This is a genomic window from Achromobacter sp. RT286_PF (genome assembly GCF_059760425.1).
In genome coordinates, this window is record NZ_JCBAMR010000001.1 from 60,169 (window position 1) to 86,248 (window position 26,080).

23 protein-coding genes are annotated in these 26,080 nt (G+C 65.3%); 16 read left to right on the plus strand and 7 right to left on the minus strand.

Going from position 1 to position 26,080, the window contains the following annotated elements:
- Nucleotides 1-26 precede the first annotated feature (26 nt).
- The 6 genes from AC6LJY_RS00260 to AC6LJY_RS00285 all read left to right on the plus strand — a co-directional run bounded on the left by AC6LJY_RS00260 (nt 27) and on the right by AC6LJY_RS00285 (nt 6,259).
- Nucleotides 27-533, plus strand: coding sequence for a MarR family winged helix-turn-helix transcriptional regulator (locus AC6LJY_RS00260; RefSeq protein WP_046803551.1), 507 nt, complete (start codon nt 27-29; stop codon nt 531-533).
- A 212-nt stretch (nt 534-745) separates the two neighbouring features.
- Nucleotides 746-2,317 carry an ABC transporter substrate-binding protein gene (locus tag AC6LJY_RS00265; protein ID WP_046803505.1) on the plus strand — a complete coding sequence of 524 codons (1,572 nt, stop codon included), beginning with the start codon at nt 746-748 and terminating at the stop codon, nt 2,315-2,317.
- A gap of 64 nt (nt 2,318-2,381) precedes the next feature.
- Complete coding sequence (locus AC6LJY_RS00270; RefSeq protein WP_104143526.1) at nt 2,382-3,371, plus strand: ABC transporter permease; 990 nt, start codon at nt 2,382-2,384, stop codon at nt 3,369-3,371.
- Nucleotides 3,371-4,285, plus strand: coding sequence for an ABC transporter permease (locus tag AC6LJY_RS00275; RefSeq protein WP_046803503.1), 915 nt, complete (start codon nt 3,371-3,373; stop codon nt 4,283-4,285). The genes AC6LJY_RS00270 and AC6LJY_RS00275 overlap by 1 nt, the downstream gene beginning before the upstream one ends.
- Before the next feature lie 7 nt (nt 4,286-4,292).
- Complete coding sequence (locus AC6LJY_RS00280; RefSeq protein ID WP_314357558.1) at nt 4,293-5,273, plus strand: ABC transporter ATP-binding protein; 981 nt, start codon at nt 4,293-4,295, stop codon at nt 5,271-5,273.
- Nucleotides 5,270-6,259, plus strand: coding sequence for an ABC transporter ATP-binding protein (locus tag AC6LJY_RS00285; RefSeq protein WP_046803501.1), 990 nt, complete (start codon nt 5,270-5,272; stop codon nt 6,257-6,259). The genes AC6LJY_RS00280 and AC6LJY_RS00285 overlap by 4 nt, the downstream gene beginning before the upstream one ends.
- A gap of 79 nt (nt 6,260-6,338) precedes the next feature.
- Here the strand turns inward: AC6LJY_RS00285 and AC6LJY_RS00290 are convergent, their stop codons facing one another.
- Complete coding sequence (locus tag AC6LJY_RS00290; RefSeq protein ID WP_498135050.1) at nt 6,339-6,860, minus strand: hypothetical protein; 522 nt, start codon at nt 6,858-6,860, stop codon at nt 6,339-6,341.
- A gap of 309 nt (nt 6,861-7,169) precedes the next feature.
- Here AC6LJY_RS00290 and AC6LJY_RS00295 point away from each other — a divergent pair, with 309 nt between their 5' ends.
- The 4 genes from AC6LJY_RS00295 to AC6LJY_RS00310 all read left to right on the plus strand — a co-directional run bounded on the left by AC6LJY_RS00295 (nt 7,170) and on the right by AC6LJY_RS00310 (nt 11,169).
- Nucleotides 7,170-8,084 carry a DMT family transporter gene (locus AC6LJY_RS00295; protein WP_498135051.1) on the plus strand — a complete coding sequence of 305 codons (915 nt, stop codon included), beginning with the start codon at nt 7,170-7,172 and terminating at the stop codon, nt 8,082-8,084.
- Nucleotides 8,085-8,263: 179 nt separating this feature from the next.
- Nucleotides 8,264-9,937, plus strand: a complete 1,674-nt coding sequence (gene ettA, locus AC6LJY_RS00300) for an energy-dependent translational throttle protein EttA (protein WP_006217650.1) — start codon at nt 8,264-8,266, stop codon at nt 9,935-9,937.
- 284 nt (nt 9,938-10,221) lie between these two features.
- Nucleotides 10,222-10,755: an isochorismatase family protein gene (locus AC6LJY_RS00305; RefSeq protein ID WP_046803498.1), complete on the plus strand. Its 534-nt coding sequence runs from the start codon at nt 10,222-10,224 to the stop codon at nt 10,753-10,755.
- Between the two features lie 189 nt (nt 10,756-10,944).
- Nucleotides 10,945-11,169, plus strand: a complete 225-nt coding sequence (locus AC6LJY_RS00310) for a YMGG-like glycine zipper-containing protein (protein ID WP_039882797.1) — start codon at nt 10,945-10,947, stop codon at nt 11,167-11,169.
- Nucleotides 11,170-11,264: 95 nt separating this feature from the next.
- Here the strand turns inward: AC6LJY_RS00310 and minE are convergent, their stop codons facing one another.
- The 4 genes from minE to AC6LJY_RS00330 form a co-directional block, all read right to left on the minus strand.
- On the minus strand, nt 11,265-11,522 hold the full coding sequence (gene minE, locus AC6LJY_RS00315; RefSeq protein ID WP_006217654.1) for a cell division topological specificity factor MinE: 258 nt from the start codon (nt 11,520-11,522) through the stop codon (nt 11,265-11,267).
- A gap of 3 nt (nt 11,523-11,525) precedes the next feature.
- On the minus strand, nt 11,526-12,341 hold the full coding sequence (gene minD / locus AC6LJY_RS00320) for a septum site-determining protein MinD (protein ID WP_006217655.1): 816 nt from the start codon (nt 12,339-12,341) through the stop codon (nt 11,526-11,528).
- Nucleotides 12,342-12,482: 141 nt separating this feature from the next.
- Nucleotides 12,483-13,391, minus strand: a complete 909-nt coding sequence (minC, locus tag AC6LJY_RS00325; RefSeq protein WP_498135052.1) for a septum site-determining protein MinC — start codon at nt 13,389-13,391, stop codon at nt 12,483-12,485.
- Nucleotides 13,392-13,565: 174 nt separating this feature from the next.
- The gene (locus AC6LJY_RS00330) at nt 13,566-15,335 is read right to left on the minus strand and encodes a glutamine--tRNA ligase/YqeY domain fusion protein (RefSeq protein WP_219991765.1); all 1,770 of its coding nucleotides are present in this window, start codon (nt 15,333-15,335) and stop codon (nt 13,566-13,568) included.
- 136 nt (nt 15,336-15,471) lie between these two features.
- On the opposite strand from AC6LJY_RS00330, the gene AC6LJY_RS00335 reads away from it, so the two are divergent.
- Together AC6LJY_RS00335 and AC6LJY_RS00340 are read left to right on the plus strand one after the other, a co-directional pair.
- Nucleotides 15,472-16,815 carry a cytochrome ubiquinol oxidase subunit I gene (locus tag AC6LJY_RS00335; protein WP_046803496.1) on the plus strand — a complete coding sequence of 448 codons (1,344 nt, stop codon included), beginning with the start codon at nt 15,472-15,474 and terminating at the stop codon, nt 16,813-16,815.
- A complete protein-coding gene (locus AC6LJY_RS00340; RefSeq protein ID WP_046803495.1) occupies nt 16,812-17,867 on the plus strand; it encodes a cytochrome d ubiquinol oxidase subunit II in 1,056 nt (351 codons plus the stop codon). Before AC6LJY_RS00335 ends, AC6LJY_RS00340 begins: the two co-directional genes overlap by 4 nt.
- Before the next feature lie 68 nt (nt 17,868-17,935).
- Here the strand turns inward: AC6LJY_RS00340 and recQ are convergent, their stop codons facing one another.
- Entirely contained in the window at nt 17,936-19,765 is a 1,830-nt protein-coding gene (gene recQ / locus AC6LJY_RS00345) for a DNA helicase RecQ (RefSeq protein ID WP_046803494.1), read from the minus strand.
- A 92-nt stretch (nt 19,766-19,857) separates the two neighbouring features.
- A complete protein-coding gene (locus tag AC6LJY_RS00350) occupies nt 19,858-21,219 on the minus strand; it encodes a fimbrial protein (protein ID WP_223264804.1) in 1,362 nt (453 codons plus the stop codon).
- Between the two features lie 293 nt (nt 21,220-21,512).
- Between AC6LJY_RS00350 and AC6LJY_RS00355 the strand changes: the two genes are divergently transcribed.
- The 4 genes from AC6LJY_RS00355 (at nt 21,513) to AC6LJY_RS00370 (ending at nt 26,062) form a co-directional block, all read left to right on the plus strand.
- A complete protein-coding gene (locus AC6LJY_RS00355; protein ID WP_039882801.1) occupies nt 21,513-22,214 on the plus strand; it encodes a response regulator in 702 nt (233 codons plus the stop codon).
- Nucleotides 22,214-23,830 (plus strand): sensor histidine kinase, encoded by a 1,617-nt coding sequence (locus AC6LJY_RS00360; protein ID WP_498135053.1) that lies wholly within the window; start codon nt 22,214-22,216, stop codon nt 23,828-23,830. The genes AC6LJY_RS00355 and AC6LJY_RS00360 overlap by 1 nt, the downstream gene beginning before the upstream one ends.
- A gap of 101 nt (nt 23,831-23,931) precedes the next feature.
- Entirely contained in the window at nt 23,932-25,005 is a 1,074-nt protein-coding gene (gene ruvB / locus AC6LJY_RS00365; RefSeq protein WP_046803491.1) for a Holliday junction branch migration DNA helicase RuvB, read from the plus strand.
- Between the two features lie 91 nt (nt 25,006-25,096).
- On the plus strand, nt 25,097-26,062 hold the full coding sequence (locus tag AC6LJY_RS00370; protein WP_046803490.1) for a threo-3-hydroxy-L-aspartate ammonia-lyase: 966 nt from the start codon (nt 25,097-25,099) through the stop codon (nt 26,060-26,062).
- Nucleotides 26,063-26,080 lie beyond the last annotated feature (18 nt).

The following is a 26,080-nucleotide window of genomic DNA, read 5'->3' on the forward strand; positions in this document are numbered from 1 at the left end:
ATTCCGGTGCGTGGGAGCAAAGCAACATGCGGTTGGACAAGCAGCGGGACACACAACTGACGGGGCGCGGCACTTCAGGGCCGCGTTTCGTTGACGGCTATCTGGCATACCTGCTGGCGCAGGCCAGCCAGCGCATCTCGGCCGAATTCCATATGCAGGTCAAGGCGGCCGGGCTATCGGTGACGGAATGGCGGGTGCTGGCCAGCCTGGAAGGCAGCCCCGGCGAAACCATCGGCACCCTGGCCGTGCTGGCCATCACCAAGCAACCCACGCTGAGCAAGGTGGTGCAGCGGATGGAGGCCGAGGGGTTGGTGGCGCGCACCGGCGTGCGGGCCGACCGCCGCCAGACGCGCGTGTGCATCACCACCAAGGGCACCCACCTGATCGCGGGCCTGTGCGAACAGGCGTTGCAACATCAAAAAGCCGTGCTGGCGCCGTTTGGTGAAGAAAAGGCGGCGCTGCTGATCGACATGCTGGAAGTGTTGATGACCGAGCACGTGCCGCTGGAACTGCCGATCGACGCCGAGGAATAAGTGCGCGGTGATTGGGGCGGTGATGGCGGACGTTGCATCCGCGCACTCGAACATTGTTCGACCCAACAATTTTGTTACATGCTTATACGTCCCTTAATAGATCCCCCTCAGTGAAAAGGGGCCACGGTACGCATAAACCCTGAATTGACTGGGGTCTTACGCGTAGGCACACTCGGCGCCGGTATTCAGACTAATGTCAGGAGTTAACCCCTATGCGCCGCACTTTGATTGCTATCGCGATCGCCGCCGCCGTGGCTGTGCCCTCGATCGGGCAGGCCAAGACTTTCCGTTGGGCCGCCCAAGGCGACATCCTTACGTTCGACCCGCACTCGCAAAACGAGGGCATGACGATCGCCGCCAACAGCTACATCTACGAGCCGCTGGTGGACTACGACAAGACGTTCAAGGTGGTGCCGCGCCTGGCCACGGAATGGGAACAGGTGTCGCCGACGCTGTATCGCTTCAAGCTGCGCCCCGGGGTGAAGTTCCATGACGGCGCGGCCTTCACCGCCGACGACGCGGTGTTCTCGATTCACCGCGCCATGGCCCCCACGTCGAACTACAAGGCCTACACGACCGGCATCAAGGAAGCGCGCAAGATCGACGACCTGACCATCGAGATCGAAACGTCGGCGCCCAACCCGGTGCTGCTGCGCCAGCTGACCAACGTGTTCATCATGAACAAGGCCTGGTCCGAAAAGAACAACATCGCCAAGCCGCAGGACTACGTCAACAAAGAAGAAACCTTTGGCGCGCGCAACACCAACGGCACCGGCCCCTACAAGCTGAAGACGCGCGAAGTGGACGTGCGCACCGTCTTTGAAGAAAACAAGGACTGGTGGAACAAGGCCGGCAAGGTCGGCAACGTGACCGAGGTGGTGTTTACGCCCATCAAGCAGAACGCCACGCGCACCGCCGCGTTGCTGTCCGGCGAAATCGACTTCGTGCTGGACCCCGCCGCGCAGGATCTGGAGCGCTTGCGCCAGGCGCAGAAGGTGGTCGAAGGCAACGAATACCGCACCATTTACCTGGGCCTGGACCAGAAGCGTCCGGAATTGCAGTACTCGAACATCAAGGGCAAGAACCCGTTCCAGGACATCCGCGTGCGCGAAGCGCTGTACCGCGCCATCGACGTGGACGCCATCAAGCGCGCCGTGATGCGCGGCCTGTCCGCGCCCACCGGCACGATGATCGCGCCGCAGGTGCATGGCTGGGCGGAATCGGTGCACAAGCGCGTGCCCTACGACCCCGAAAAGTCGCGCGCGTTGCTCAAGGAAGCCGGCTACGACGGCACCTTGAACTTCACGCTGGACTGCCCCAACAACCGCTACATCAACGACGAAGCCATCTGCCAGGCCGTGGTCGGTATGTGGGCCAAGGTGGGTGTGAAGGCCACGATGAACGCCATGCCGCGTTCCACGTACTTCCCCAAGGTGCAGTCGTTCGACACCAGCGCCTACCTGTTCGGCTGGGGCGTGCCCACGTTCGACGCCATGTACTCGTTGCAGAACCTGATCCGCACCAAGGGCGAGGGCGCGGACGGCATGTACAACCTGGGCGGCTACAGCAACAAGGAACTTGACGTCATCATCGACCGCATCAAGACCGAGACCGATCCCGCCAAGCGCGACGCCGACATCATCACCGTGCTGCAAGGGCACGCCAAGGACTTCGGCCACATCCCGCTGCATGACCAGGTCATCCCCTGGGCGATGCGCAAGAACGTCACGGTTATCCACCGTGCCGATAATCGCCTTGTTGCCGACTGGGTCAAGGTTGACTGATCCCGGCTAACCAGACGGCGCGGCGCCCACCCGGCGCGCGCCGTCTGTTTTTGGTTGTTCCCCTATGTTTGCTTTCATACTGCGCCGCCTGTTGCAGGCCGTAGCGGTGATGCTCACCGTCGCGCTACTGGCCTTTGTGCTTTTCCAATACGTCGGCGACCCTGTCACCATCATGCTGGGGCAGGACGCCACCGATGCCGAGCGCATCGAACTGCGTGAACGCCTGGGCCTGAACGAGCCCGCCATCGTTCAATTCGGCCATTTCGTGGCCAACGCCGCGCAGGGCAATTTCGGCATTTCGCTGCGCCAGAGCGAACCCGTTTCCACTTTGCTCAAGTCCCGCCTGCCGGCCACGCTGGAGCTGTCCATGGTGGCCGCCTTGCTGGCGCTGGTGGTGGGCGTGCCGCTGGGCGTGTACACCGCGCTCAAGCGCAACAGCCTGGTTTCGCAGCTGCTGCTGGCCGGTTCCTTGCTGGGCGTGTCGCTGCCCACCTTCCTGATCGGCATCCTGCTGATCCTGGTGTTCTCGGTGCAGCTGGGCTGGCTGCCCAGCTACGGGCGGGGCGATACCGTCGCCGTAGGCTGGTGGACGTCGGGGCTGTTCACCGCCACCGGCTGGAAGCACCTGATCCTGCCGTCCATCACCTTGTCGTTGTTCCAGATGACGTTGGTGCTGCGCCTGGTGCGTTCTGAAATGCTGGAAGTGCTGCGGTCGGACTACATCAAGTTCGCCCGCGCACGGGGGCTGAAGCGCCGCGCCATTCACTTTGGCCACGCGCTGAAGAACACGATGGTGCCCGTCATCACCATCACCGGCTTGCAACTGGGCGGCATCATCGCGTTTGCCATCGTCACGGAAACCGTATTCCAGTGGCCGGGCATGGGCCTGCTGTTCATCCAGGCGGTGCAATTTGCCGACGTGCCGGTCATGGCCGCGTACCTGTGCCTGATCGCGCTGGTGTTCGTGGTGATCAACCTGGTGGTCGATCTGCTTTATTTCGTCGTCGACCCGCGCTTGCGTTCCGGGATGACTCGCGCCGGGGGGGCTCACTGATGCGCGCCGCACTCAAACGCTGGTGGGACAGCGACATTGCCTGGGCCTGGCGCCGCGCGCCCGTGGCCATCATCGCGACCCTGTTGCTGGTGACGCTGCTGATCGGCTCGTTCGGCGCCGGCTGGGTCGCGCCGCACAACCCGTTCGATCTGACTACGGTAGAACTGCTGGACGCCTTGCTGCCGCCCGCCTGGGAAGCCAACGGCCAGGCCACCTACCTGCTGGGCACGGATAGCCAGGGCCGCGACCTGTATTCCGCCATCCTCTACGGCACGCGCGTGTCGCTGCTGATCGGGCTGGCGTCGGTGCTGCTGTCGATGTTGATCGGTATCGTGCTGGGGCTGATTTCTGGCTATGCGGGTGGGCGCATCGATGCGTTCATCATGCGGGTGGCCGACGTGCAGCTGTCGTTCCCGGCGATTCTGATCGCGCTGTTGATCGATGGCGTGGCGCGTGCCGCCGTGCCGCGCGAGATGCACGAGCTGATCGCGTTCCCCGTGCTGATCGGCGCCATCGCGCTGGCCGGCTGGCCGCAGTACGCACGCACGGTGCGCGGGTCCACGCTGGTGGAGAAAAACCGCGAATACGTGCAGGCGGCGCGCGTGATCGGCGTGGCCTCGCCCGTCATCATGTTCCGCCACGTGTTGCCCAATGTGCTGGGGCCGGTGCTGGTGCTGGCCACGGTGCACCTGGCCACCGCCATCATCACCGAGGCGACCTTGTCGTTCCTGGGGGTGGGCGTGCCGCCGACCGCGCCGTCGCTGGGCACGCTGATCCGCATCGGCAACGATTTCCTGTTTTCCGGCGAATGGTGGATCACCATTTTCCCGGGCGCGGCGCTGGTGCTGCTGGTGCTGTCGGTCAACCTGCTGGGTGACTGGCTGCGCGATGCGCTCAACCCGCGGCTGAATTGAGGTAACCATGAGCGCACTTCTGGAAGTCCGCAATCTGCGCGTGGAATTTCCCACGCGCCGCGGCACGCTACGCGCCCTGGACGACGTGTCCTTTTCCATCCAGGCCGGCGAAGTGCTGGGCGTGGTGGGCGAATCGGGAGCCGGCAAATCGCTGACCGGCGCCTCCATCATCGGCCTGCTGGAACCGCCGGGCCGTATCGCGGCGGGCGAAATCCTGCTGGCGGGCCGCCGCATCGACAACCTGCCCGACGAGCAGATGCGCCGCGTGCGCGGCCGCGAAATCGGCGCGGTGTTCCAGGACCCCTTGACGTCGCTGAACCCGCTGTACACGGTGGGCCGGCAGTTGGCCGAAACCATCGTCACGCATCTGGACATGACGTGGTCGCAGGCGCGCAACCGCGCGGTGGAATTGCTGGCGTCCACCGGCATCCCGGCCGCGCGCGAACGCATCGACCACTATCCGCATCAGTTCTCGGGCGGCATGCGGCAACGCGTGGTCATCGCGCTGGCGCTGGCGGCCGAGCCCAAGCTGGTGGTGGCCGATGAGCCCACCACGGCGCTGGATGTGTCCATCCAGGCGCAGATCATCGAACTGCTGAAACGCCTGTGCCGCGACCACGGCACGGCGGTCATGCTGATCACGCACGACATGGGCGTCATCGCCGAAACCGCCGACCGCGTGGCGGTGATGTACGCGGGCCGCGTGGCCGAGATCGGGCCGGTGGCCGACGTGATCCACAAGCCGCGCCATCCCTATACGGCGGGGTTGATGGGGTCCATCCCGTCAATGGACGGGCACACGGAACGGCTGGTGCAGATCGACGGCAGCATGCCGCGCCTGAACGCCATTCCGTCGGGCTGCGCGTTTAATCCGCGTTGCGGCCAGCGCCTGCCGCGCTGCGCGACCGAGCGCCCCGAATTACTGCCGGCGGGCACGTCCCGCGCGGCCTGTTGGTTGCATGACGACAAAGCGATGGTGGCCGCATGAACGCGCCCTTGGTGGAAGTAAAGGATGCCGCGCGCTGGTTCGACGTGTCGCCGCCGTGGCTGGAACGCAAGCTGGCGGGCAAGCCGCGTGTGATGCTGCGCGCCGTCGACGGTGTGTCGTTCGACATTGCGCGCGGTGAAACGCTGGCGCTGGTGGGCGAATCGGGCTGTGGAAAATCCACGGTCGCGCGCATGCTGGTGGGCTTGTACGGACTGACGCGTGGCGACATCCGTTTCGACGGCCAGCCGCTGTCACGCATGTCGGAGAAGGGCGGCCGCAATCTGCGCAAGCGCTTGCAGATGATTTTTCAGGACCCGTACGCCAGCCTGAACCCGCGTTGGCGCGTGGGCCGCATCATCGCCGAACCCATGCTGACGCACACCACCATGACGCCCGCCGAACGTGTGGCGCGCGTCAGTGAATTGCTGTTGCAGGTGGGGCTGGACCCGGCTGATCAGGGGCGTTATCCGCATCAGTTTTCGGGCGGGCAGCGTCAACGCATCTCGATTGCGCGGGCGCTGGCGGTGAACCCGGAATTCCTGGTGTGCGACGAACCGACATCGGCGCTTGACGTATCGGTGCAGGCGCAGGTGTTGAACCTGATGAAGGACCTGCAACGCAAGCTGGGGCTGACCTATCTGTTCATTTCGCACAACCTGGCGGTGGTGCACCATGTGGCCGACCGGGTGGGTGTGATGTACCTGGGCCGCATGGTGGAAGTGGCGCCACGCGATGAACTCTTTGCGCGGCCCAGGCATCCGTACACGCGGATGCTGCTTGAGGCGATTCCGGACATCAACGGGGCGGGCAAGCCGCGCACGGCGGTGGCCGGCGAGGTGCCCAATCCGCTGAACCCGCCATCAGGGTGCACGTTTCATCCGCGCTGCCCGCACGCCAATGACCGCTGCCGGGCCGAAGCGCCGGTTGCCATGTTGACTGGGGTTTCCGTGGTGGCCTGCCATGCGGTAGAGGAAGGGCGCGCCTGAGGAAGGATGCGCCCGAACGATAAGGGCGCGCTGCAATGGCGCCCAAGCCGTCACGGGCCGGACCCGACCCCGCCGGGTATCAGTGGCGGGGTTCGTGGACCGAGTCGTACGGCGTGTCGTCGTCCTCATCGTCCTCGTCCTCGTCTTCATCCTCTGCGTCGTCCGTGCTCGGGTCCGCTTGCGGTTCCTCGGTCAGCGCAAAGGGCAGGACGTCTTCCAGGTTGTCGGACCACGCGGATTCTTCGCCGTCGTGATCCAGCTTGATGAAGCGTTCGCCTTCGTTCAGCGAAATCTGCACGGCCCACAGGTACAGGCAGTCGTAGGTGTCGTCATCGGCATGCGGCAGGCCGCCGCGATTGCCCAGCAGGCGCGAGCCCGCGCCGCCCATCTGGACGTGAGTCTGCTCTTCGTCCGCTTCCGCGCCTTCGTCCATCGGCACGCCATAGGTGACCCACTCGGTGCCTTCGTCGCCCAGGATGACTTCGGCCAGCACCGGCTTGCCCAGATACGCGCTGAGGGCGTCGGCGGTCTTGGCCAGCATGTCCAGCTCGGACGTGCTGAAGTGGGTGACGGAGGCTGGGGGAGTGGCTGAGGCGGACATGAAGAGGGTTCCTGGGCGCGATGAAGCCGCGACGGCACGGCAAGATACGTAAAGTCAGGCGCTATTGTCGCGCGATCGGCGCTGCCTTGCATCAGGCGCTTGGATGACGCGGCGTTACAAGGCTGTCAGGCCCGCGCGGGCCGGCGGCTCAATGTCCTTGCCGGCGTCCTGCTTTCAGCCTTTGTTCCACCGGCAATGCCCGACCCGCGGCCGTATCCCGATGGCGTACCGCGGCAACGGCACACCGTCATTCGGACAGGCCCTACACTTGCGCCCTGTTCTTATATTCCTCTTTCGCATCACCCATCCATGTCGCGATCCGACCCTTCCGCCGTTCCCGCCCGCTACCTGCTGTTTCCGCTGTTGGCTGCCCTGATCTGGTCCGTCAACATGATCGTCACGAAGATGGCCGCCGGCGTGATTTCGCCCGCCGTCATCGGCTTTTACCGCTGGGCGCTGGCCGGCGCCGTGCTGACGCCGTTCGCATTGCGAGGCGTGTGGACGCAACGCCGCCTGATCCTGCCGTACCTGCCCAAGTTCGCGGTGCTGGGCGGTTTGGGCATGGCGCTGTACCAAGGCCTGGCCTATGTGGCCGCGTCCAGCACCACCGCCACCAATATGGGCATCATCACCGCCATGATCCCGCTCTTGACCATCGCGGTGGGTACGGTGGTGCTGCGCCAGCGGCCCACGCTGATGGCAATGCTGGGCGGCGTGGTGTCGCTGGCCGGCCTGGCCCTGCTGATCGGCGAAGGCGACCCCGCGCGGCTGCTGTCCGTGGGCGCCAACCCGGGTGACCTGCTGATGGGCATGGCCGCGCTGGCCTATGCGCTGTATGGCGTGCTGCTGCGTCGCTGGGGCTTGCCGGTGGGCCCGTGGGTGTCGCTGTACGTGCAGATTGGTTTTGGGGTGCTGTTCCAGTTGCCGGCATTCCTGATGGCCGCGCCGTCGCCGCTGAATGCCGACAACGTGCCCCTGGTGCTGTACGCCGCGATATTTCCGTCCCTGTTTGCGCCTTTCCTGTGGATGCAGGGGGTCAAGCACCTGGGCCCGAACCGGGCCAGCATTTTCCTGAACCTGATGCCGGTGGGCACGGTGGCCATCGCTTCGGTGTTCCTGGACGAAAAGCCGCATCTGTTCCATATCGTGGGCGGCGTGCTGGCGCTGGCCGGGGTCATGCTGGCGCAGATGCGTACCCCGCGCCTGGGGGCACGGCGAGGGTAGAGGGGCGACGAAGGGGCGACGAAGGGGCAGTGACCCGAGCAGCGACTTGGGCAGTGACAGGGACGGAGAGCCGGAGCGGAGAACGGGGGGTAACCCCGACGTTCCGCTCCTGACGCACGCCTGTCAGGGTTCCGGCCTACAATCGACGGTTCATCAGCTTTCTTTCCCTATACGAGCCCATGGCCCAATACGTCTACACCATGAACCGCGTCGGCAAGATCGTGCCGCCCAAGCGGCAGATCCTGCGTGACATCTCGCTTTCGTTTTTTCCTGGCGCCAAGATCGGCGTGCTGGGCCTGAACGGCTCGGGCAAGTCGACGCTGCTGAAGATCATGGCGGGCGTCGATAAAGAGATCGAAGGCGAAGCCATTCCCATGCCGGGCCTGAACATCGGCTATCTGCCGCAGGAACCGCAACTGAACCCCGAGCACACGGTGCGCCAATCGGTCGAAGAGGGCCTGGGCGCCGTCGTCACCGCCAAGAAGCGCCTGGACGAGGTCTACGCCGCCTACGCCGAGCCGGACGCCGACTTCGACGCGCTGGCCGCTGAACAAGCCGACCTCGAAGCCATCATCGCCGCCGCCGCCTCCAGCGGTTCGGACGACATCGAACACCAGATGGAAATCGCCGCCGACGCCTTGCGCCTGCCGCCCTGGGACGCCATCGTCGGCAACCTGTCCGGTGGTGAAAAGCGCCGCGTGGCCTTGTGCCGCCTGCTGCTGTCCAAGCCCGACATGCTGCTGCTGGACGAACCCACCAACCACTTGGACGCCGAAAGCGTGGAATGGCTGGAGCAATTCCTGCACAAGTTCCCCGGCACCGTCGTCGGCGTGACCCACGATCGCTACTTCCTGGACAACGCCGCCGAATGGATCCTGGAACTGGATCGCGGCTACGGCATCCCCTGGAAGGGCAACTACAGCTCGTGGCTTGAGCAAAAAGAAGACCGCCTGAAGCAGGAAGAGTCCTCGGAATCTGCCCGCCAGAAGACCATCAAGAAAGAACTGGAATGGGTGCGCCAGAACCCGAAGGGCCGTCAGGCCAAGGCCAAGGCTCGCCTGGCCCGCTTCGAAGAACTGTCGTCCTACGAATACCAGAAGCGCAACGAAACCCAGGAAATCTTCATTCCCGTGGGCGAGCGCCTGGGCAACGAGGTCATCGAATTCAACAACGTCAGCAAGGCGTATGGCGATCGCCTGTTGATCGATAACCTGAGCTTCAAGATCCCGCCCGGCGCCATCGTCGGCATCATCGGCGCCAACGGCGCGGGTAAGTCCACGCTGTTCCGCATGATCGCGGGCCGCGAGCAACCGGATTCGGGCGAAGTCACCATCGGCCAAACCGTCAAGCTGGCCTACGTGGACCAGTCGCGCGATGCGCTGGAAGACAAAAAGACGGTGTTCGATGCGGTGGCCGATGGCGCCGACATCCTGACCGTGGGCAAGTTCGAAATGTCGTCGCGCGCCTACCTGGGCCGCTTCAACTTCAAGGGCGGCGACCAGAACAAGGTCGTGGGCCAGCTGTCCGGCGGCGAACGCGGCCGCCTGCACATGGCCAAGACGCTGATCGCCGGCGGCAACGTGCTGCTGCTTGACGAACCGTCCAACGACCTTGACGTTGAAACGCTGCGCGCGCTGGAAGATGCCTTGCTGGAGTTCCCCGGCAGCGTCATGGTCATCAGCCACGATCGCTGGTTCCTGGACCGCATCGCCACGCACATCCTGGCCTTTGAAGGCGATTCGCAAGTAGTGTTCTTCGATGGCAACTACCAAGAGTACGAAGCCGACAAGAAGCGCCGCCTGGGCGAAGAAGGCGCCAAGCCCAAGCGCCTGCGCTACAAGGCATTGAAGTAAGCGCTGAAGTAAGTGCTGAAGTAAGTGCTGAATTAGCAATCAGCTTGTTCAGTCCAAGAATCCCGGCCCCCGCGCCGGGATTTTTTTCGCGGCGATGAACTCAAAATTGCGTCGTGCGTCCAGTGCCTTGCTGTGAACCGAAGACAAGCGGCGGCGCTCCGTCGCCAAGACGCTGAACCTGTCCGGTCGGGTCGCCGCTATATCATTAGGCAACCCGCGCGCGCTTCGGCTGCGCCGCGTTGCGGTTCCCCTCTATTCCGTTGCCGGCTTTCCGGAGATTCCCAATGCTGCTGCAAGCCTCCGATTCCACGTTCCTCATCGTCGACATGCAAGGCCGATTGATGCCCGTCATTCACGACAACGAGGCCGTGCTGCACACCACGCACAAGCTCGCACAGGCCGCGCGCTTGCTTGATGTGCCGGTCATCGCCACCGAGCATCACAGCAAGATGCTGGGCGTCACCGTGGACCCGTTGCGCGGCATCGTGCAGTCCACTTTTCAGAAGATGCACTTTTCTTCCACGCGTGAACCAGGCTTTGAAGCGTGGCTGCCGGCCGCGCGCAAGACCATTCTGGTGGCCGGTTGCGAGGCGCATATCTGCGTGCTGCAAACCGTGATCGGCCTGGCCGACATGGGCTATCACGCGGTGCTCGTGTCGGACGCGGCGGGCTCGCGCAAGCCGTCGGACCACCACGCCGCGCTGCGCCGCGCGCGGGCACATGGCGCGGATATCGTCACATCGGAAATGGCGATATTCGAATGGATGCAAACTTGCGAACATCCCCGTTTTCGCGAGGTGTTACGTCTCGTCAAATAGCCGACGCGCCCTGCAACATCGTCCCTGGGGCGCGCAATTATTCTCTCGCTGTTTGACACAATTCCTGGGCAAACCTAACACCGCTTGCGGGGATATTTTGAGATCCTGAAGTTTCTAAACCCATATGGGGATCGCGCGCTCGCGTCAGGTCCATGGTGCGGCCCCGGGGATAAGAATAGGAGCCTCATCATGAAAATCGCATCTCTTTCCAAAATCTGTGTCGCACTCGCAATGACCGCCGCCATGGCAGGCTGCTCGTCCTGGGATGGCATGAGCCATCGTCAAAAGAGCACGGTGGGCGGGGCCGCTTTGGGCGGCGTCGCAGGCGCCGTCATCACCAACGGCGGGGTCCTGGGTACGGTGGGTGGAGCGGCGATCGGCGGCGTGATCGGCGATCAGGTCGGCAAGCACTAAACGCTGCCCAGCAGCAAAAAGCCCGGCAATGCCGGGCTTTTTTTTGGCCGTGACCAAGATGCGATTCGCGCCGGCAAAGCGGCGCGACCGCCGCATCACGTTTCGTTCTGCGGCATCTCGATCTTCACTTCCAACACTTCCAGCGTGTCCTGGCGTTCCAGGTGCACCTTGATGTCTTCGGGGTTGATCTTCACGTACTTTGAAATCACGGCGATAAGTTCCTGCTGCAGCTGCGGCAGGTAGTCGGGCGAGTCGCCGCGGCCCCGCTCGTGGGCCAGGATGATCTGCAACCGTTCCTTGGCGACGGACGCGGAAGTTTTCTTTTGACCAAGCAGAAACGACAGGAAGGACATTGCTTACTTGCCTCCGAACAGGCGTTTCAGGAAACCGGGCTTTTCGTAATCGGTAAAGCGCAGGGCCTTGTCTTCGCCAAGGTAACGGGCCACGACGTCCTTGTACGCTTCGGAGACGTCGGTCTCTTTCAGGTGGATCGCCGGCAGGCCTTGGTTGGAGGCTTGCAGCACGGCTTCCGATTCGGGAATGACACCGATCAGCTTGATGCGCAGAATGTCTTCGATATCGCCCAGCGACAGCATCTCGCCGTCGACCACGCGCTTGGGGTTGTAGCGCGTGAGCAGCAGGAATTCCTTGACGGGTTCACCGCCGTCCACCGCGCGCTTGGACTTGGCCGCCAGGATGCCCAGGATGCGATCGGAATCGCGTACCGACGAGACTTCCGGGTTCGTCACGACCAATGCGTCGTCGGCGAAATAAGCGGCCATCAGCGCGCCCGTTTCAATACCGGCCGGCGAGTCGCAGACGATGTATTCGAAGCCCATTTCCTTCAGGTCGTTGATGACCTTTTCCACGCCTTCCTGCGTCAGCGCGTCTTTGTCGCGCGTTTGCGAGGCGGGCAGGATGAACAGGTTTTCAAGCTGCTTGTCCTTGATCAGCGCCTGGTTGAGGGTGGCTTCGCCCTGAATCACGTTGACGAAGTCGTACACCACGCGACGCTCGCAGCCCATGATGAGGTCGAGATTGCGCAGGCCGACATCGAAGTCGATGACAGCGGTCTTGTGGCCCCGCATCGCGAGGCCCGCGGAAAAACTGGCGCTCGTCGTGGTTTTACCCACGCCGCCTTTGCCGGAAGTCACCACAACAATGCGTGTCATGACGATCAAACCCTTATGTTCGAATAAATCGCGTTATCGTAAAGCAAAAAGCCCATGTAAGGCTTCTTACAGAATGTGTTGAGACCTGAGGTTCCGGACGATGTGCGTGGCGTGCGCGCACGCCGCCTTGCCATCGTCCGATCAGCTTTTCAGGGCCTCGATTCGCAGCGTGTCGCCATCCAGGCGAACCAGCGCCGGCTGGTTTTGCAACGTGCGGTCAAGCTTGTCTTCCACCACGCGGTACACGCCGGCCACAGCCAGCAGTTCCGCGTCCAGATGCGTCGTGAAAATGCGCGCCGAGGTATCGCCGCGCGCGCCCGCCATGGCCTTGCCGCGCAACGGGCCGTAGACGTGCACGTTGCCGTCGGCAATGACTTCGGCACCCTGGCTGACCATGCCGATCACGACCAGGTCCGTGTGGCGCGCGTACACGCGCTGGCCCGATCGCAGCGGCTTGGTGATGACCAGCGCCGATGCCGAATGCGGCGCGGCCTGCGTGGGGGTGGGGGCAGAAGTGGTGCTGCTGGCTTCGCGCGCGGGCATCGGCTCGGCGGACGTGGGCTTGACGGGCGTGTCAGCCGCAGCGCTATCCGTGGCTGCGTTATCCGTGGCTGCGCTGTCCGCCGCCGAGGTATCCGTGGGGACGGGCGCGGTTTCAACGGCCGCGGCCGGCACCGACGGCACGGGCGTCGACACATCATTGGGCGGCGCGGTGTCCACCACGGGGGCAGGGCGCGCGGGCGGGGTGGAAAGCTCAACCGGTGCCAGGCCGGCGTCGCGCGCGGCCTTCAGGTTGGCGCCTTCGGCCACCACGCCGATGGCGGGCAGGTTGTGCGCGCGCAGCGCGGCAACCAGCGCCGGCCAGTCGATGGCGTCTTCGACGCGGCTGGCGTCGATGACCACGGGTTCGTTTTCAAAAAAGCTGCCGGCATCCGCCATGCGCTTGGCCAGCGCGGCGGCGAGGCGTTCGGGGTCCGCGCTGTGCAGAACCACGCGAATGGCATAAAGGGTGGCGCTTTTGAAGTCCAGGGCTAGCGATTCAGTATTCATCTTGATTGTGGCTGGCGGTCCGGGCGCCAGAAAACGGCGCGCGTAACCGGCTGCGGGATGTCGGGCATGATAACCCGCGCCGGGGTGGGGTGCGCAGGGGGGAAGACGAAAGAAAAAGGCGCCCGAAGGCGCCTTTTTCCGTGTTACGCACGCGTGGCGGCGTGGCGCGGCGGCTTAGCCTTGCGCCCAGGAATCGCGCAGGGTCACGATGCGGTTGAGCACCGGCGCGTCAGGCGTGGATTCCTTCAGGTCGGCCGTGAAATAACCCAGGCGTTCGAACTGCCAGGTGGCGCCTGGCGTGGCGACGGTGCCGGGTTCCAGCCAGGCCGTGACGGTCTGTTTGGAGTTCGGGTTCAGGCAGGTCAGGAAGTCCTTGTCGCCACCGTCGGGACGCGCATCGGCGAACAGGCGGTCGTACAGGTGGATCTGGGCAGGCACCGCGTGGGCCGCGCTGACCCAGGTGATGTTGCCCTTGACCTTGACGCTGTCCGCGCCCGGCGTGCCGCTTTTGGTCTCGGGCAGGTATTCGGCCTGCACTTCGACGATTTCGCCGGCTTCGTTCTTGGTGAAGCCGGTGCAGCGCACGACGTAGCCGTACTTCAGGCGCACGGTGTTGCCCGGGAACAGGCGGAAGTACTTCTTGGGCGCTTCCTCGCGGAAGTCGTCGCGTTCAATCCACAGTTCGCGCGACAGCGGGAATTCGCGCACGCCGGCTTCCGGGTCGTGCGGGTTGCGCGGCGCGGTGCAGGGCTCGGACTGGCCTTCGGGGTAGTTCGTGATGACCAGCTTGATCGGGTCTAGCACGGCCACCGAGCGGGCCGCGATGGGGTCGAGGTCGTCGCGCACGGCTTGCTCAAGCAGGCTGTAGTCAATGCGCGAATCGGACTTGGACACGGCGGTGCGGTCGCAGAACAGGCGGATCGAGGCTGGCGTGTAGCCACGGCGGCGCAGGCCGAAGATGGTCGGCATGCGCGGGTCGTCCCAGCCGTCGACGTGGCCTTCGCGCACCAGTTGCAACAGCTTGCGCTTGCTGGTGACGACGTAGCTCAGGTTCAGGCGGGCGAATTCATATTGGTGCGGCAGCGGCTGGGCCAGCTTGCCCAGTTCGGCCAGGCGCGTCAGGATCCAGTCGTAGAACGGACGCTGATCTTCGAATTCCAGCGTGCAGACGCTGTGCGTGATGCCTTCCAGCGCGTCCTCCACCGGATGCGCCCAGCTGTACATGGGGTAGATGCACCACTGGTTGCCCGTGCGGTGGTGGGTGGCATGGCGCACGCGGTACATGACCGGATCGCGCAAATTGATGTTGGGCGAAGCCATGTTGATCTTGGCGCGCAGCACCAGGCTGCCGTCGGGATGCTTGCCGTCGCGCATCTCGCGCAGCAGGGCGATCGATTCAGCGGCGGGGCGGTTGCGCCACGGCGAATCGGTGCCCGGCTCGGTCAGCGTGCCACGGTTGGCGCGGATTTCCTCGGGGCTTTGCTCGTCGACATAGGCATGGCCGGCTTCGACCAGGGCTTCGGCGAATTCGTACATATAGCCGAAGTAGTCGCTGGCGAAGTACAGGTTTTCCTTGCCATCGGCGGCCTTCCAGTCAAAGCCCAGCCAGCGCACGGCTTCGATGATGGCGTCGACGTATTCCTGGTCTTCCTTTTCGGGGTTGGTGTCGTCAAAGCGCAGATGACAGACACCGCCGAAGTCGCGCGCCAAGCCGAAGTTCACGCAGATGCTCTTGGCGTGACCGATGTGCAGGTAGCCGTTGGGCTCCGGCGGAAAGCGCGTGCGGATGCGGGCCGGGTCCGGGTCGCCCTGTTCCTGCACGGCGGCCGGGCCAGGCTTGCCCGCCCAGCGTTTGCCCTGGAAGCGGTTGGCTTCGAGGTCGTCCTGGACGATGTTGAGCAGGAAATTGGATGCAGCAGGGGTCGGCGTCGTGGCGGAGGTCATTCTTGAAAGAATAGGAAAAAGCGGCGACAAAGCGTCAATTTTGCCACGTTCCGCAACAGGGGCCTTTTTGAACCCTCTGCAACCGGTTTCAAACTGTCCCCACAGCCTTGTAACTGGCTCTACACTACGGGCCATCATGGATATATCCACCCTTTCCCTGGCCCGTGCGCAGTTCGTGGCCAGCCTGAGCTTTCTGGCGCTTTTCCTGGCGGTTTCCCTGGCGCTTGCCTGGGTGCTTCTGTTTTTTAAAGTGCGCGCCCGCTGGTCCGGCCGCCCCGGCTGGACCGCCGCCTATCGGTTCTGGGTGCGCATTTTTGCGCTGGCTTTCGTCCTGACATTGGCGGCCAGCGTGCCCGTGCTGATCCAGATAGGCAGCCTGTGGGCGGGCCTGATGGACAAGATCGGCAACGTGGCCGGCCCGCTGCTGGGCTACGGCATCCTGTCGGTATTCATCCTGAAATCCTGCTTCCTGGGCGTCATGTTGTTCGGGCAGCGCCGGGTGTCCGACGGCGCCCATACCCTGGCCGTGCTGATGGTGGCCGTGGGCCAGTTGGTGGCGGTGTTCTGGGTGCTGGCCTTGCAGTCATGGATGCAGACACCCGACGGCGCGATCCTGGTTGATGGCCGCTACCAGGTCTACGACTGGGTGGCCGTGGTGCTGAACCCGTCGTTGGGCTGGCGCATGGCCGTGGTGGCGGTGGGCGCGGCGCTGGCTGCCTCGTTCCTGATGATGGGCGTGACGGCATTGCAGGCGCTGCGCCGTCCGCTGGGCGATGGCGAACGCAATGCCTTCAAGACCGCGCTGGTCATCGCCGTGCTGGCCGCGATCCTTCAAATTCCCGTGGCCACCGGCGCGGGCCAGATGGTGGCCAAGCTGCAACCGGCCAAGGCCGCCGCCGCCGCCGGCTTCTGGGAAAGCGGCGCCGAACCTCAGTTGGTGCTGTTTGGCTGGCCGGATGCGCGCGCCCACACCAACGTGTCCGACATCACCATTCACAATGCCGGTGGCCGCTGGCTGCATCGCAACGCCGACGGCACCTACCGGGGCCTGGACAAGTATTCCGGCATGTTGCCGCCGGTGGCCTTGACGTTCTGGTCGCTGCGGGTGGCGGTGGCGGCGGGGCTGTTGATGCTGGCCGTGGCGTGCGTGACGTTCCTGTGGACGTTCCGGCGCGGGCTGGACCCGTCGACGCTGCCCGTGTGGTGGCAGCGCGTGCTGTGCGGCATGATGTTTTCGGGCGGAATCGCCGTGGTGGCCACTTGGTGGGTGTCGATCATCGGCCTGCAACCTTTCGTGGTGAACGGCACCATCACGCAATCCGAAGTGCTGGGGCAGATGCCGTCCAGCACGGTGCTCTACGGGCTGATGGGCTATGGCCTGCTGTATGCCCTGCTGCTGGCCGCGTTCACGGGCATGCTGTTTCACGCCGCCCGCTATGGGGTGGTGCCGGTACGTAAATTGGGCGGAGGCTCGCCATGATCGCCATGCTGGCCGCATCGCAGGGGCTCAGCCCCGAAGACCCTTCTTTCTGGATGCCGTTGGCCTTCATGGGCCTGTTGTTCGTGGTGATTGCCGCGGGCATGGTCCTGGACGGCTTCGATCTGGGCGTGGGCATCCTGCTGCAACTGGCGCCCGAACACGAGCGCGGCCGCATGATGTCGCTGTTGAGCCCGTGGCGCGATGCCAACGAATTCTGGTTGCTGCTGGGCATGGGGCTGTTCGCCTCGGCATTCCCGTTTGCGTGGGGGGCGGTGCTGGGCAAGCTGTACGGGCCGTTGACGTTCATGGTGCTGGGCGTGGTGCTGCGCAGCGTGTCGTTTGAATTCCGCATCCGCGCGCGCAACGAAATGAAGCCGCGCTGGATCTTCGGCTTTTGGGCGGGCTCCCTCATCACGGCGTTCGGGCAGGGCATGCTGCTGGGGCGCATCGCCACGGGCTATCAGTCCGATGCGGGCTACGGCTGGTTCGCCATGTTCGTCGGCCTGTGCGCGGTAGCCGCCTATGTGCTGCTGGGTGCATCGTGGTTGGTCATGCGCGTGGACGGCGATTTGCAACGCCGCGCCGCCTATTGGGCGCGCCACGCCATCCGCTGGACGGCGGTGGGCATGGTGGCCATTGCCGTAACGCTGGGCCTGGCCAATGCCGGCATCTTCTACAAATGGAGCAACATCGCGCACCTGAGCCTGGCCGCCACGGTGTGGGTGCTGATGCTGGCAGGCTACGTGGCGGCCGAAATGCTGCTGACGCGCCTGCCCGGCCGCGCCGACCGCTTCAGCTGGTTGCCCTTCGTGCTGTGCGTGGCGCTGTTCCTGCTGATGTTGAGCGGCTTGGCCTACAGCCTGTTCCCGTACCTGATTCTGGACGACATGACGCTGTGGGATGGCGCGGGCGCGCTGGGGTCGATGCGCCTGGTCATGGCGGGCGCGGTCGTGGGCATTCCGGTGGTGTTGGTGTTCAACATCCTGGCGTACCGGTCGGTGTTCGGCAAAGAACGTCCGCCGGTGCCGCTGTTGCCGCCGCCGTCGTATTGAGGCTTGAGGCGCGGGGCGTGGGGCGGGGCGCCTGGAAAAGGAGCGCTCCCCCGGGGGGGGGCGGGCCCTTACAGCACTGGCTTGGCCACGCGTTGCAGGATTTCTTCGCCGTAGGCTTCCAGCTTGCGTGCGCCCACGCCGCTGATGTGGCTAAGGGCGTCCATGGACTCTGGCTGCGCCAGGGCAATTTCACGCAGCGTGGCGTCATGGAAAATGACATAGGCCGGCACGCCGTGGCTCTTGGCCACTTCGCCGCGCCAGGCGCGCAGCGCCTCGAACACGGGTTGCAGTTCGGCCGGCAGGTCGATAGCCGCTGCCTTGGGCCGCCCGCTGCTGGTCTTGCCCGACCGCGTTTTCTTTTCGGATTCGCGGCGCAGCATCAGCTGGCGTTCACCCTTGAGCACCGCGCGGCTGCCTTCGGTCAGGGCCAGGGTGCCGAAGCCTTCGTTGTCGACCGTCAACAAGCCTTGCGCCAGCAGCTGGCGCAACACGCCGCGCCACGCGGTATCGCTAAGGTCTTCGCCCACGCCGAACACGCTTAGCGTTTCATGGCCGTGCTGCTTGGTGCGGTCGGTGACCTTGCCACGCAGAATGTCGATGATGTGGCCCGCGCCATAGCGCTGGCCGCGTTCTTTCCACAAGCGGTAAACGGCGGACAGCACTTTCTGCGCGGCCACCGTGCCATCCCAGGCTTGCGGCGGTTCCAGGCAGACGTCGCAGTTGCCGCAGGCGGTAATGTGCTGGCCAAAGTACGCCAGCAGCCGCACGCGCCGGCATTCCACCGTTTCGCACAGGCCCAGCATCGCGTCCAGCTGTTGACCCAGCCGACGGCGATAGGATTCGTCGCCGGGGGATTCATCGATCATGCGGCGCTGTTGCACCACGTCTTGCAGGCCGTAAGCCAGCCACGCCGTGGCGGGCAGCCCATCACGGCCGGCCCGGCCGGTTTCCTGGTAGTAGCCTTCAACCGATTTGGGCAGGTCGATGTGCGCCACAAAACGCACGTCAGGCTTGTCGATGCCCATGCCGAAGGCAATGGTGGCCACCATGACCACGCCGTCTTCGCGCAGGAACCGGGACTGGTTGGCGGCGCGCACCTGCGGGCTGAGCCCCGCGTGATACGGCATGGCGTCAATGCCCTGGTTGCACAGGAATTCGGCGGTTTCCTCGACCCGCGCCCGCGACAGGCCGTACACCACGCCGGACTCGCCCTGGTGTTCCGTGCGGATCATCTCCAGCAGCTGCTTGCGCACTTCGTTCTTTTCAACGATGCGATAGCGGATGTTGGGGCGGTCGAAGCTGGACACGAAGTGCCGGGCGTCGTCCAGCGACAGGCGTTGGGCGATCTCGGTCCGGGTCTCGGCCGTGGCCGTGGCCGTCAGCGCGATGCGTGGCACATCGGGCCAGCGCTCGTGCAGCATGGACAGGCCCAGGTATTCTGGCCGGAAATCATGGCCCCACTGCGACACGCAATGCGCTTCGTCAATGGCGAACAGGGCGATGCGGCCGCGTTCCAGCAGTTGCAGGCAGCGGTCGGTCAGCAGCCGTTCGGGGGCGACGTAAAGCAGATCCAGCTCGCCGGCCAGAAACGCCTGTTCGACGTCGCGGGCCACGCGCCAGTCCTGCGTGGAGTTCAGGAACGCGGCGCGCACGCCCAATTCGGTCAGGGCGTCGACCTGGTCCTGCATTAGCGCAATCAGGGGCGACACGACAATGCCGGTGCCTTCACGCACCAGCGACGGAATCTGGTAACAGAGCGATTTCCCTCCGCCCGTGGGCATCAGGACCAGCGCGTCGCCGCCGTCGATCACTTGTTCGACAATGGCTTGCTGGTCGCCGCGGAAGGATTCGTAACCGAAAACGCGCTGTAGTACGCCCAGGGCGCGCGCGTCAGACATGGGGGTAGGCCGGAAGCATCATGGCAGGGATTTTAAGCCGCAATTTCCGGGCGCCTGTTTCAGGGGGATATTTCCGTCCGGCTTGCGGCCTGCTACCAGCTCAGCCACGTGCCGCGCATGAAGGTGTCCACCGGCATGCTCAGGTTGGCCCGCCATTCATAGTTGCCCGACACGATGTCGCGGTCGGCGCCCACGGCCAGCTTGACCTTGGGCGCGACGAACATGCTGTGGGTCAGCCCCACGCGCTGCTCGGCAAGCACCGAGCCTTCGTGCAGGCCCGAATAGGTGCCGCTGAAGGTGCCCCAGCCCTGGATCGGCACACCGGCCGACAGCGTGTTGCGCGATTGCGGGGCCGCGGCCACGCCGCCGGAGTAATTGGACAGGTCGCCAAAGCCCGCGCCGATCTGCTCGTTCGTGTAGCCCAGGTTGACGGCGTCCGCGACCTCGACGTTGTAGCCGAAGCGGTAGCGCCAGGCGTTGGACGCGTCGAACGAACTTTGCGTGGCGCCGGCCTGGAAGGTGCCGTATTCACCAGCGGCATAGGTGGTGCCCATGCCGCGCGTGGTCAGCGACGGGGCGCTTTGCATCTGGCCTTCGACGGTCAGCGCGGGCGTCAGGCCGTAGCGCACGCTGCCCATGCCGACCGACGCGCCATAGTCCACCGCGCCTGAACTGGCGGCGGGGTCCATGCGGTTGAGCTTGCCCACCGACGACGAATAGCCAAAGCTGCCCTCCGGCACGGTGGCGGCCGACCCGGCCCAATTGGCGATCTGCAAGCCGCCCACCGGGGCGGTGCTGCCCCACGCGGGGGCGTTGGCGTTGATGTTGCCCACCGTCAGCGACGGGCCGGCGGTGTTGCGGTAGACCCAATTGCGGTCGCCGCCGTAACGCAGGCCGTCCTGGCCGCTGACCGATGAAAACCACGGGCGAGTCGGGCGCGACACGCCCGAAATCACCACGACGGGGATGCGGGGTATGTCACTTTCTTCCAGCGCGAAGGAATAGTCCGGCACGCTGCTGTCCGACGTGCCGCTGTCGTCCGGCGCATTGCCGTCGGCCGCGCCCGCAACCTGATCGTCGCAAGCCAGCGCGCCGCCCTCCATGCCTTGCGACAAGCCCGTATTCAAACCGGGAATTGCTTCGTCGCCGCTGTCCTCGGTGCCTTGCACGCTGGTGTCCAAGGCCGGCTCGGCGGCCCGCAAGCCGCAGGGCGGCGGGCCCAGGGGCACGGCACGCGATTCGATCGACGGCGCCGGACGCACGGGGATCGGCTGTACCGGGGACAGTACGCCGATGCCGCGTGCCACAAGCACCGGCGCGCCCTGGGCGGGCATCGAATTGGGAAGGGGGGACGCAGCCAGCGTGTCGGCAAGCGCGGTAGCCAGCGGGCAGCACATTCCCGCCGTCAGCGCCGCATGCAACAGCCGTCTGCGCCAGTTTGCAGGGGCGACCATAAAAACAGTGTAGAAAGGGGACGCCGCGGTAGCTGTAAACGATTTTTAGTAAACCGGACCAGCGGCAAGGCAAGCAGGTATTTTACGGCCAGTGGGCCGGTGCGGAAAAGGGTCCGGAACGGGTTTTGCAGATGGCCAAGCACCTGCAAACCAGCCGCCGATCACGCGCCCACCGCCCGTGGTAGCTGCTGCCGGAGCGTTTCCAGACACCTGCCGTACATCATGCAACAGGTGTATTTCAGTTGATTTCCTGCCCCTTGCGGCTTGGCGCGCCGCGCCGCACTATGGCATCCATGGACAATCCTCATACCAAGCTGCTGGTCGTGGACGACGACCCGGCCCTAAGACAACTGCTGGCCGACTACCTGAATCGGCACGGCTACGACACCTTGCTGGCGCCGGACGCCACCGATCTGTCGTCGCGCATTACCCGCTACGCGCCCGACTTGCTCGTGCTTGACCGCATGCTGCCCGGCGGCGATGGCGCCGACGCCTGCCGCCGCCTGCGCGAGCAAGGCGAGGACATCCCCGTCATTCTGCTGACCGCGCGCGACGAGGCGGTGGACCGCATCATCGGGCTGGAAGCCGGGGCCGACGATTATGTCGGCAAGCCCTTCGACCCCCGCGAACTGCTGGCCCGCATTGAAGCCGTGCTGCGTCGCAAGCGCGGCCCGTCCGCGCTGACCAAAGACGCGCCGGTCACGTTCGGCCCGTTCCTTTTCGACCCGTCCACCCGCCAGTTGTCCCGTGACGGCACCGTCGTCAAGCTGACCGGCGGCGAAATCAACCTGCTGGAAGCGCTGGTGCGCAACGCGGGCAAGCCGCTGTCGCGCGAACGCCTGCTGGCGCTGGCGCGCGACGATGACGCGGGCGAACGCAACGACCGCGCCATCGACATCGCCATCCTGCGCCTGCGCCGCGTCATTGAAGACGACCCCAAGCAACCGCGCTGGATCCAGACCGTCTGGGGCATCGGCTACCGGTTTTCCCCCTGATGCGTTTTCCCGCCCGCTTTCTGGTGCCGCGCTCGTTGCGGGCGCGCCTGATCCTGCTGATCCTGGGCGCCGTGCTGTTGACGCAAGCGGCCACGCTGGTGACGGTGTCGTACTTCCGTCACAAGTTCATGGAAGACGTGGCCATCGGCTATATCGTCACCACGATCCGCACGCTGCGCGCGGCGCTGTCCGAGGTGCCCGCCGAGGACCGCGCCGATTTCGTGCGCACCGCGTCGCAGAACCAGTGGCGCCTGTGGTCGCGCGTGTTGCCGGCCGAAGCCAAGCTTCAGCGTTTCAACGGCCGCCGTCCGCCGCCGCCGCCACGTGCCGCGCCACGTCCGCCACCGCCTTCCGACGCCCGACCCGATTCCAGGTCCGACACCCGGTCCGACACCCGGCCCGATTCGCGACCCGACTCCCGGCCCGGCGAATCGCCGCCTCCGCCGCCGTCTGACGGGCGTGGCGTCGACCCCGGCGACTCGCGCAGCGCCCAGCAGCGCGAGGCCGACCACGCCGCCCATGAAGAGCGCATGAAGCGCTACCAGCCCGAACCCGACGACATCCGTCGCGACCTGCGCGTGCTGGTGCAGTTGCTGAACGAACGGCTCAATGACGGCACGCGCGTGGCGCTGTCGCGTGGCCCCACGCCCGAGATCTTCATTTCGCTGGCGCCCAATTCCGCCAGCGAAGACGTACCGCGCCTGCGCGAATGGCTGGTCATTCCGCTGGAACGGTTGGACCCGCCCGTTGCCACGCCGTTCATCGCGGCCTGGCTGGGCGGATTGGGCCTGTTGCTGCTGTTGGCCGTGGGCTTTTCGTGGCACATCACGCGCCCCATCACGCGCTTGGCCGATGCGGCCGACCAGCTTGCCGCCGGGCAGCCGCAGCGCGTGGAACCATCTGGCCCGCACGAGACCCGCGCGCTGGGCGAACGTTTCAACGCCATGCTGGACGCCCTGGCTGAGTCCGACTCCGTGCGCCGTACGCTGCTGTCCGGCCTGCCGCATGACCTGAAGGGGCCGTTGTCGCGCATGTGGCTGCGCATTGAAATGGCCGACGATTCCAAGCTGAAGGAGGGCTTGCGCACCGACCTGCAAGACATGCAGCACATGGTCGACCAGTTCATCGGTTTTGTGCGCGGCACGGACCCGGCCGCCTACCGCTATGCGCCCATCGTGCTGTCCGACTGGCTGGTCGAACGCGTGGGCGCGTGGCAGGGGGCGGGCACCGATATCCATCTGGCGTCCGTGGACGACGATGCGCCGCTGGTGGTGCAGGCCGACGCGGTGGCGCTGGGCCGCCTGTTGGATAACCTGATCGGCAATGCGCTTAATCATGGCGCGCCGCCGGTCAATGTCAGCCTGCGCCGCGAAGACCGCGAGGCCGTGCTGAACGTGTCGGACCATGGCCCCGGCATCGTGCCGGAACGCCGCCAGGAGGCGCTGCGCCCCTTCAGCCGCCTGGACGACGCGCGTACCCGCACGGGCAGCGTGGGCTTGGGGCTGGCGCTGGCCGAGGCGATTGCGCGCGCGCACGGCGGGTCCCTGGAACTGCGCCAAGCGGAATCCGGCGGGCTGTGCGTGCGGGTGAAGCTGCCGTTGTCGGAAAACGGCTGACGCGGGTGGGGGCCAGCTAGTCGCCCCCACCACGGCCCGCCCCCGCCGACTCGCCATACGGTACGATGCATCCTGCTTCGTCCCTTGTCGTTTTTCGCACCATGGCCATTCAGTCCGATTCCCTTTCCTCTCGTCCCGACGCCCCTCGTATCGTGGCGCCGCAGCCGGTGTCGCCCAACGAGGAATCGATCGAGCGCGCCTTGCGGCCCAAGGCCCTTCAGGAATACGTCGGCCAGCAGCGCGCCCGCGAACAGCTTGAAATCTTCATCGCGGCCGCGCGCAAGCGCGGCGAGGCGCTGGACCACGTGCTGCTGTTCGGCCCCCCCGGCCTGGGCAAGACCACGTTGGCCCACATCATTGCGCATGAAATGGGCGTGCAACTGCGCCAGACGTCGGGCCCTGTGCTGGAACGCCCCGGCGACCTGGCGGCATTGCTGACCAACCTGGAAAAGAACGATGTGCTGTTCATCGACGAGATCCACCGCCTGTCGCCCGTGGTCGAGGAAATTCTCTACCCGGCGCTGGAAGACTTCCAGATCGACATCCTGATCGGTGAAGGCCCGGCCGCGCGCAGCGTCAAGCTGGACCTGCAACCGTTCACGCTGGTGGGCGCCACCACGCGAGCCGGCATGTTGACCAACCCGCTGCGTGATCGTTTTGGCATCGTGTCGCGGCTTGAGTTCTACAACGCCACGGACCTGGGCCACATCGTGACCCGCAGCGCGGGTTTGCTGAACGCCGTCATCACACCGGACGGCGCGGCGGAAGTGGCACGCCGCGCGCGCGGCACGCCCCGCATCGCCAACCGCCTGCTGCGCCGCGTGCGCGACTACGCCGAGGTCAAGGCCAGCGGCACCATCGACGCCGACGTCGCGGGCCGCGCGCTGGCCATGCTGGAAGTGGACCCCCAAGGCCTGGACCTGATGGACCGCAAGCTGCTTGAAGCCATCATCCACAAGTTCGATGGCGGCCCGGTCGGCGTTGACAGCCTGGCCGCCGCGATCGGCGAAGAACGCGACACCATCGAAGACGTGATCGAGCCTTACCTGATCCAGCACGGCTACCTGCAACGCACGCCGCGCGGGCGCACCGCCACGCTGTCCACCTGGCGCCATCTGGGCCTGGCGCCCCCGGCGGGCGCCGCCACCGGCAGCGGCGACCTGTTCAACAAATAGGCTAGTCGCCTCGGCGGGCGGCGCAATCGGCGTGACGGGTTTATGATCCTGGGGTTTTTCGACATTCCCGCGATCAAAGGACCAGATTTCCATGCTGCCCGAACTGCCTACCTATGATGACGTCGTACGCGCCAGCGAGCGCCTGGCCGGCAACGCCCACCGCACGCCCGTCCTGACCTCGGCCACGGCCGACGCGATCAGCGGCGCGTCGATCTTCTTCAAGTGCGAGAATTTCCAGCGCATGGGCGCGTTCAAGTTTCGCGGCGGCTACAACGCCATCGCGCGCCTGACGCCGGAGCAGCGCGCGGCGGGCGTGGTGACGTTTTCGTCGGGCAATCACGCGCAGGCCATCGCGCTGGCTTCGAAGCTGCAAGGCGTGTCGGCCACGATCATCATGCCGCTGGACGCCCCTGCGGCCAAGCGCGCCGCTACCGAAGGCTACGGCGGCAAGATCGTCACCTACGATCGCTACACCGAAGACCGCGAGCAGATCGCGCTGCGCATCCAGGCCGAAACCGGGGCCACGCTGATCCCGCCTTACGACCACGAAGACGTGATCACGGGGCAGGGCACGGCGGCCAAGGAGTTGTTCGAGGAAGTGGGCGAACTGGACTATCTGTTCGTCTGCCTGGGCGGCGGCGGCTTGTTGTCGGGATCGGCCCTGTCGGCGTTTGCGCTAAGCCCGCGTTGCCTGGTGTACGGCGTTGAGCCGGAAGCGGGCAATGACGGCCAGCAGTCGCTGCGCAAGGGTGAAATCGTCCGGATTCCCGCGCCCAAGACGCTGGCTGACGGCGCCGCCACCACGCACCTTGGCAATCTGACGTTCCCGCTGATCCAGAAGTATGTGCGCGATATCGTCACGGTCACGGACGCGCAGTTGGTCACCACCATGAAGTTCTTTGCCGAACGCATGAAGATGGTGGTGGAACCCACGGGCTGCCTGGCCGCCGCGGCGGTCATGCAAAACGTGGTGCCGGTAAGCGGCGCGCGGGTCGGTGTCATCATCAGCGGTGGCAATGTCGACCTTCCGGTCTACTCCCGGCTACTGGCGTCCTGACGCGGAAGTGGCGGCCCG

What these genes read in the sequence shown, in the direction of transcription:
- AC6LJY_RS00260 (WP_046803551.1), top strand. Translation starts at nt 27, where the DNA reads ATGCGGTTGGACAAGCAGCGGGACACACAACTGACGGGGCGCGGCACT.
- AC6LJY_RS00265 (WP_046803505.1), top strand. Translation starts at nt 746, where the DNA reads ATGCGCCGCACTTTGATTGCTATCGCGATCGCCGCCGCCGTGGCTGTG.
- AC6LJY_RS00270 (WP_104143526.1), top strand. Translation starts at nt 2,382, where the DNA reads ATGTTTGCTTTCATACTGCGCCGCCTGTTGCAGGCCGTAGCGGTGATG.
- AC6LJY_RS00275 (WP_046803503.1), top strand. Translation starts at nt 3,371, where the DNA reads ATGCGCGCCGCACTCAAACGCTGGTGGGACAGCGACATTGCCTGGGCC.
- AC6LJY_RS00280 (WP_314357558.1), top strand. Translation starts at nt 4,293, where the DNA reads ATGAGCGCACTTCTGGAAGTCCGCAATCTGCGCGTGGAATTTCCCACG.
- AC6LJY_RS00285 (WP_046803501.1), top strand. Translation starts at nt 5,270, where the DNA reads ATGAACGCGCCCTTGGTGGAAGTAAAGGATGCCGCGCGCTGGTTCGAC.
- AC6LJY_RS00290 (WP_498135050.1), bottom strand. Translation starts at nt 6,860, where the DNA reads ATGTCCGCCTCAGCCACTCCCCCAGCCTCCGTCACCCACTTCAGCACG.
- AC6LJY_RS00295 (WP_498135051.1), top strand. Translation starts at nt 7,170, where the DNA reads ATGTCGCGATCCGACCCTTCCGCCGTTCCCGCCCGCTACCTGCTGTTT.
- ettA (WP_006217650.1), top strand. Translation starts at nt 8,264, where the DNA reads ATGGCCCAATACGTCTACACCATGAACCGCGTCGGCAAGATCGTGCCG.
- AC6LJY_RS00305 (WP_046803498.1), top strand. Translation starts at nt 10,222, where the DNA reads ATGCTGCTGCAAGCCTCCGATTCCACGTTCCTCATCGTCGACATGCAA.
- AC6LJY_RS00310 (WP_039882797.1), top strand. Translation starts at nt 10,945, where the DNA reads ATGAAAATCGCATCTCTTTCCAAAATCTGTGTCGCACTCGCAATGACC.
- minE (WP_006217654.1), bottom strand. Translation starts at nt 11,522, where the DNA reads ATGTCCTTCCTGTCGTTTCTGCTTGGTCAAAAGAAAACTTCCGCGTCC.
- minD (WP_006217655.1), bottom strand. Translation starts at nt 12,341, where the DNA reads ATGACACGCATTGTTGTGGTGACTTCCGGCAAAGGCGGCGTGGGTAAA.
- minC (WP_498135052.1), bottom strand. Translation starts at nt 13,391, where the DNA reads ATGAATACTGAATCGCTAGCCCTGGACTTCAAAAGCGCCACCCTTTAT.
- AC6LJY_RS00330 (WP_219991765.1), bottom strand. Translation starts at nt 15,335, where the DNA reads ATGACCTCCGCCACGACGCCGACCCCTGCTGCATCCAATTTCCTGCTC.
- AC6LJY_RS00335 (WP_046803496.1), top strand. Translation starts at nt 15,472, where the DNA reads ATGGATATATCCACCCTTTCCCTGGCCCGTGCGCAGTTCGTGGCCAGC.
- AC6LJY_RS00340 (WP_046803495.1), top strand. Translation starts at nt 16,812, where the DNA reads ATGATCGCCATGCTGGCCGCATCGCAGGGGCTCAGCCCCGAAGACCCT.
- recQ (WP_046803494.1), bottom strand. Translation starts at nt 19,765, where the DNA reads ATGTCTGACGCGCGCGCCCTGGGCGTACTACAGCGCGTTTTCGGTTAC.
- AC6LJY_RS00350 (WP_223264804.1), bottom strand. Translation starts at nt 21,219, where the DNA reads ATGGTCGCCCCTGCAAACTGGCGCAGACGGCTGTTGCATGCGGCGCTG.
- AC6LJY_RS00355 (WP_039882801.1), top strand. Translation starts at nt 21,513, where the DNA reads ATGGACAATCCTCATACCAAGCTGCTGGTCGTGGACGACGACCCGGCC.
- AC6LJY_RS00360 (WP_498135053.1), top strand. Translation starts at nt 22,214, where the DNA reads ATGCGTTTTCCCGCCCGCTTTCTGGTGCCGCGCTCGTTGCGGGCGCGC.
- ruvB (WP_046803491.1), top strand. Translation starts at nt 23,932, where the DNA reads ATGGCCATTCAGTCCGATTCCCTTTCCTCTCGTCCCGACGCCCCTCGT.
- AC6LJY_RS00370 (WP_046803490.1), top strand. Translation starts at nt 25,097, where the DNA reads ATGCTGCCCGAACTGCCTACCTATGATGACGTCGTACGCGCCAGCGAG.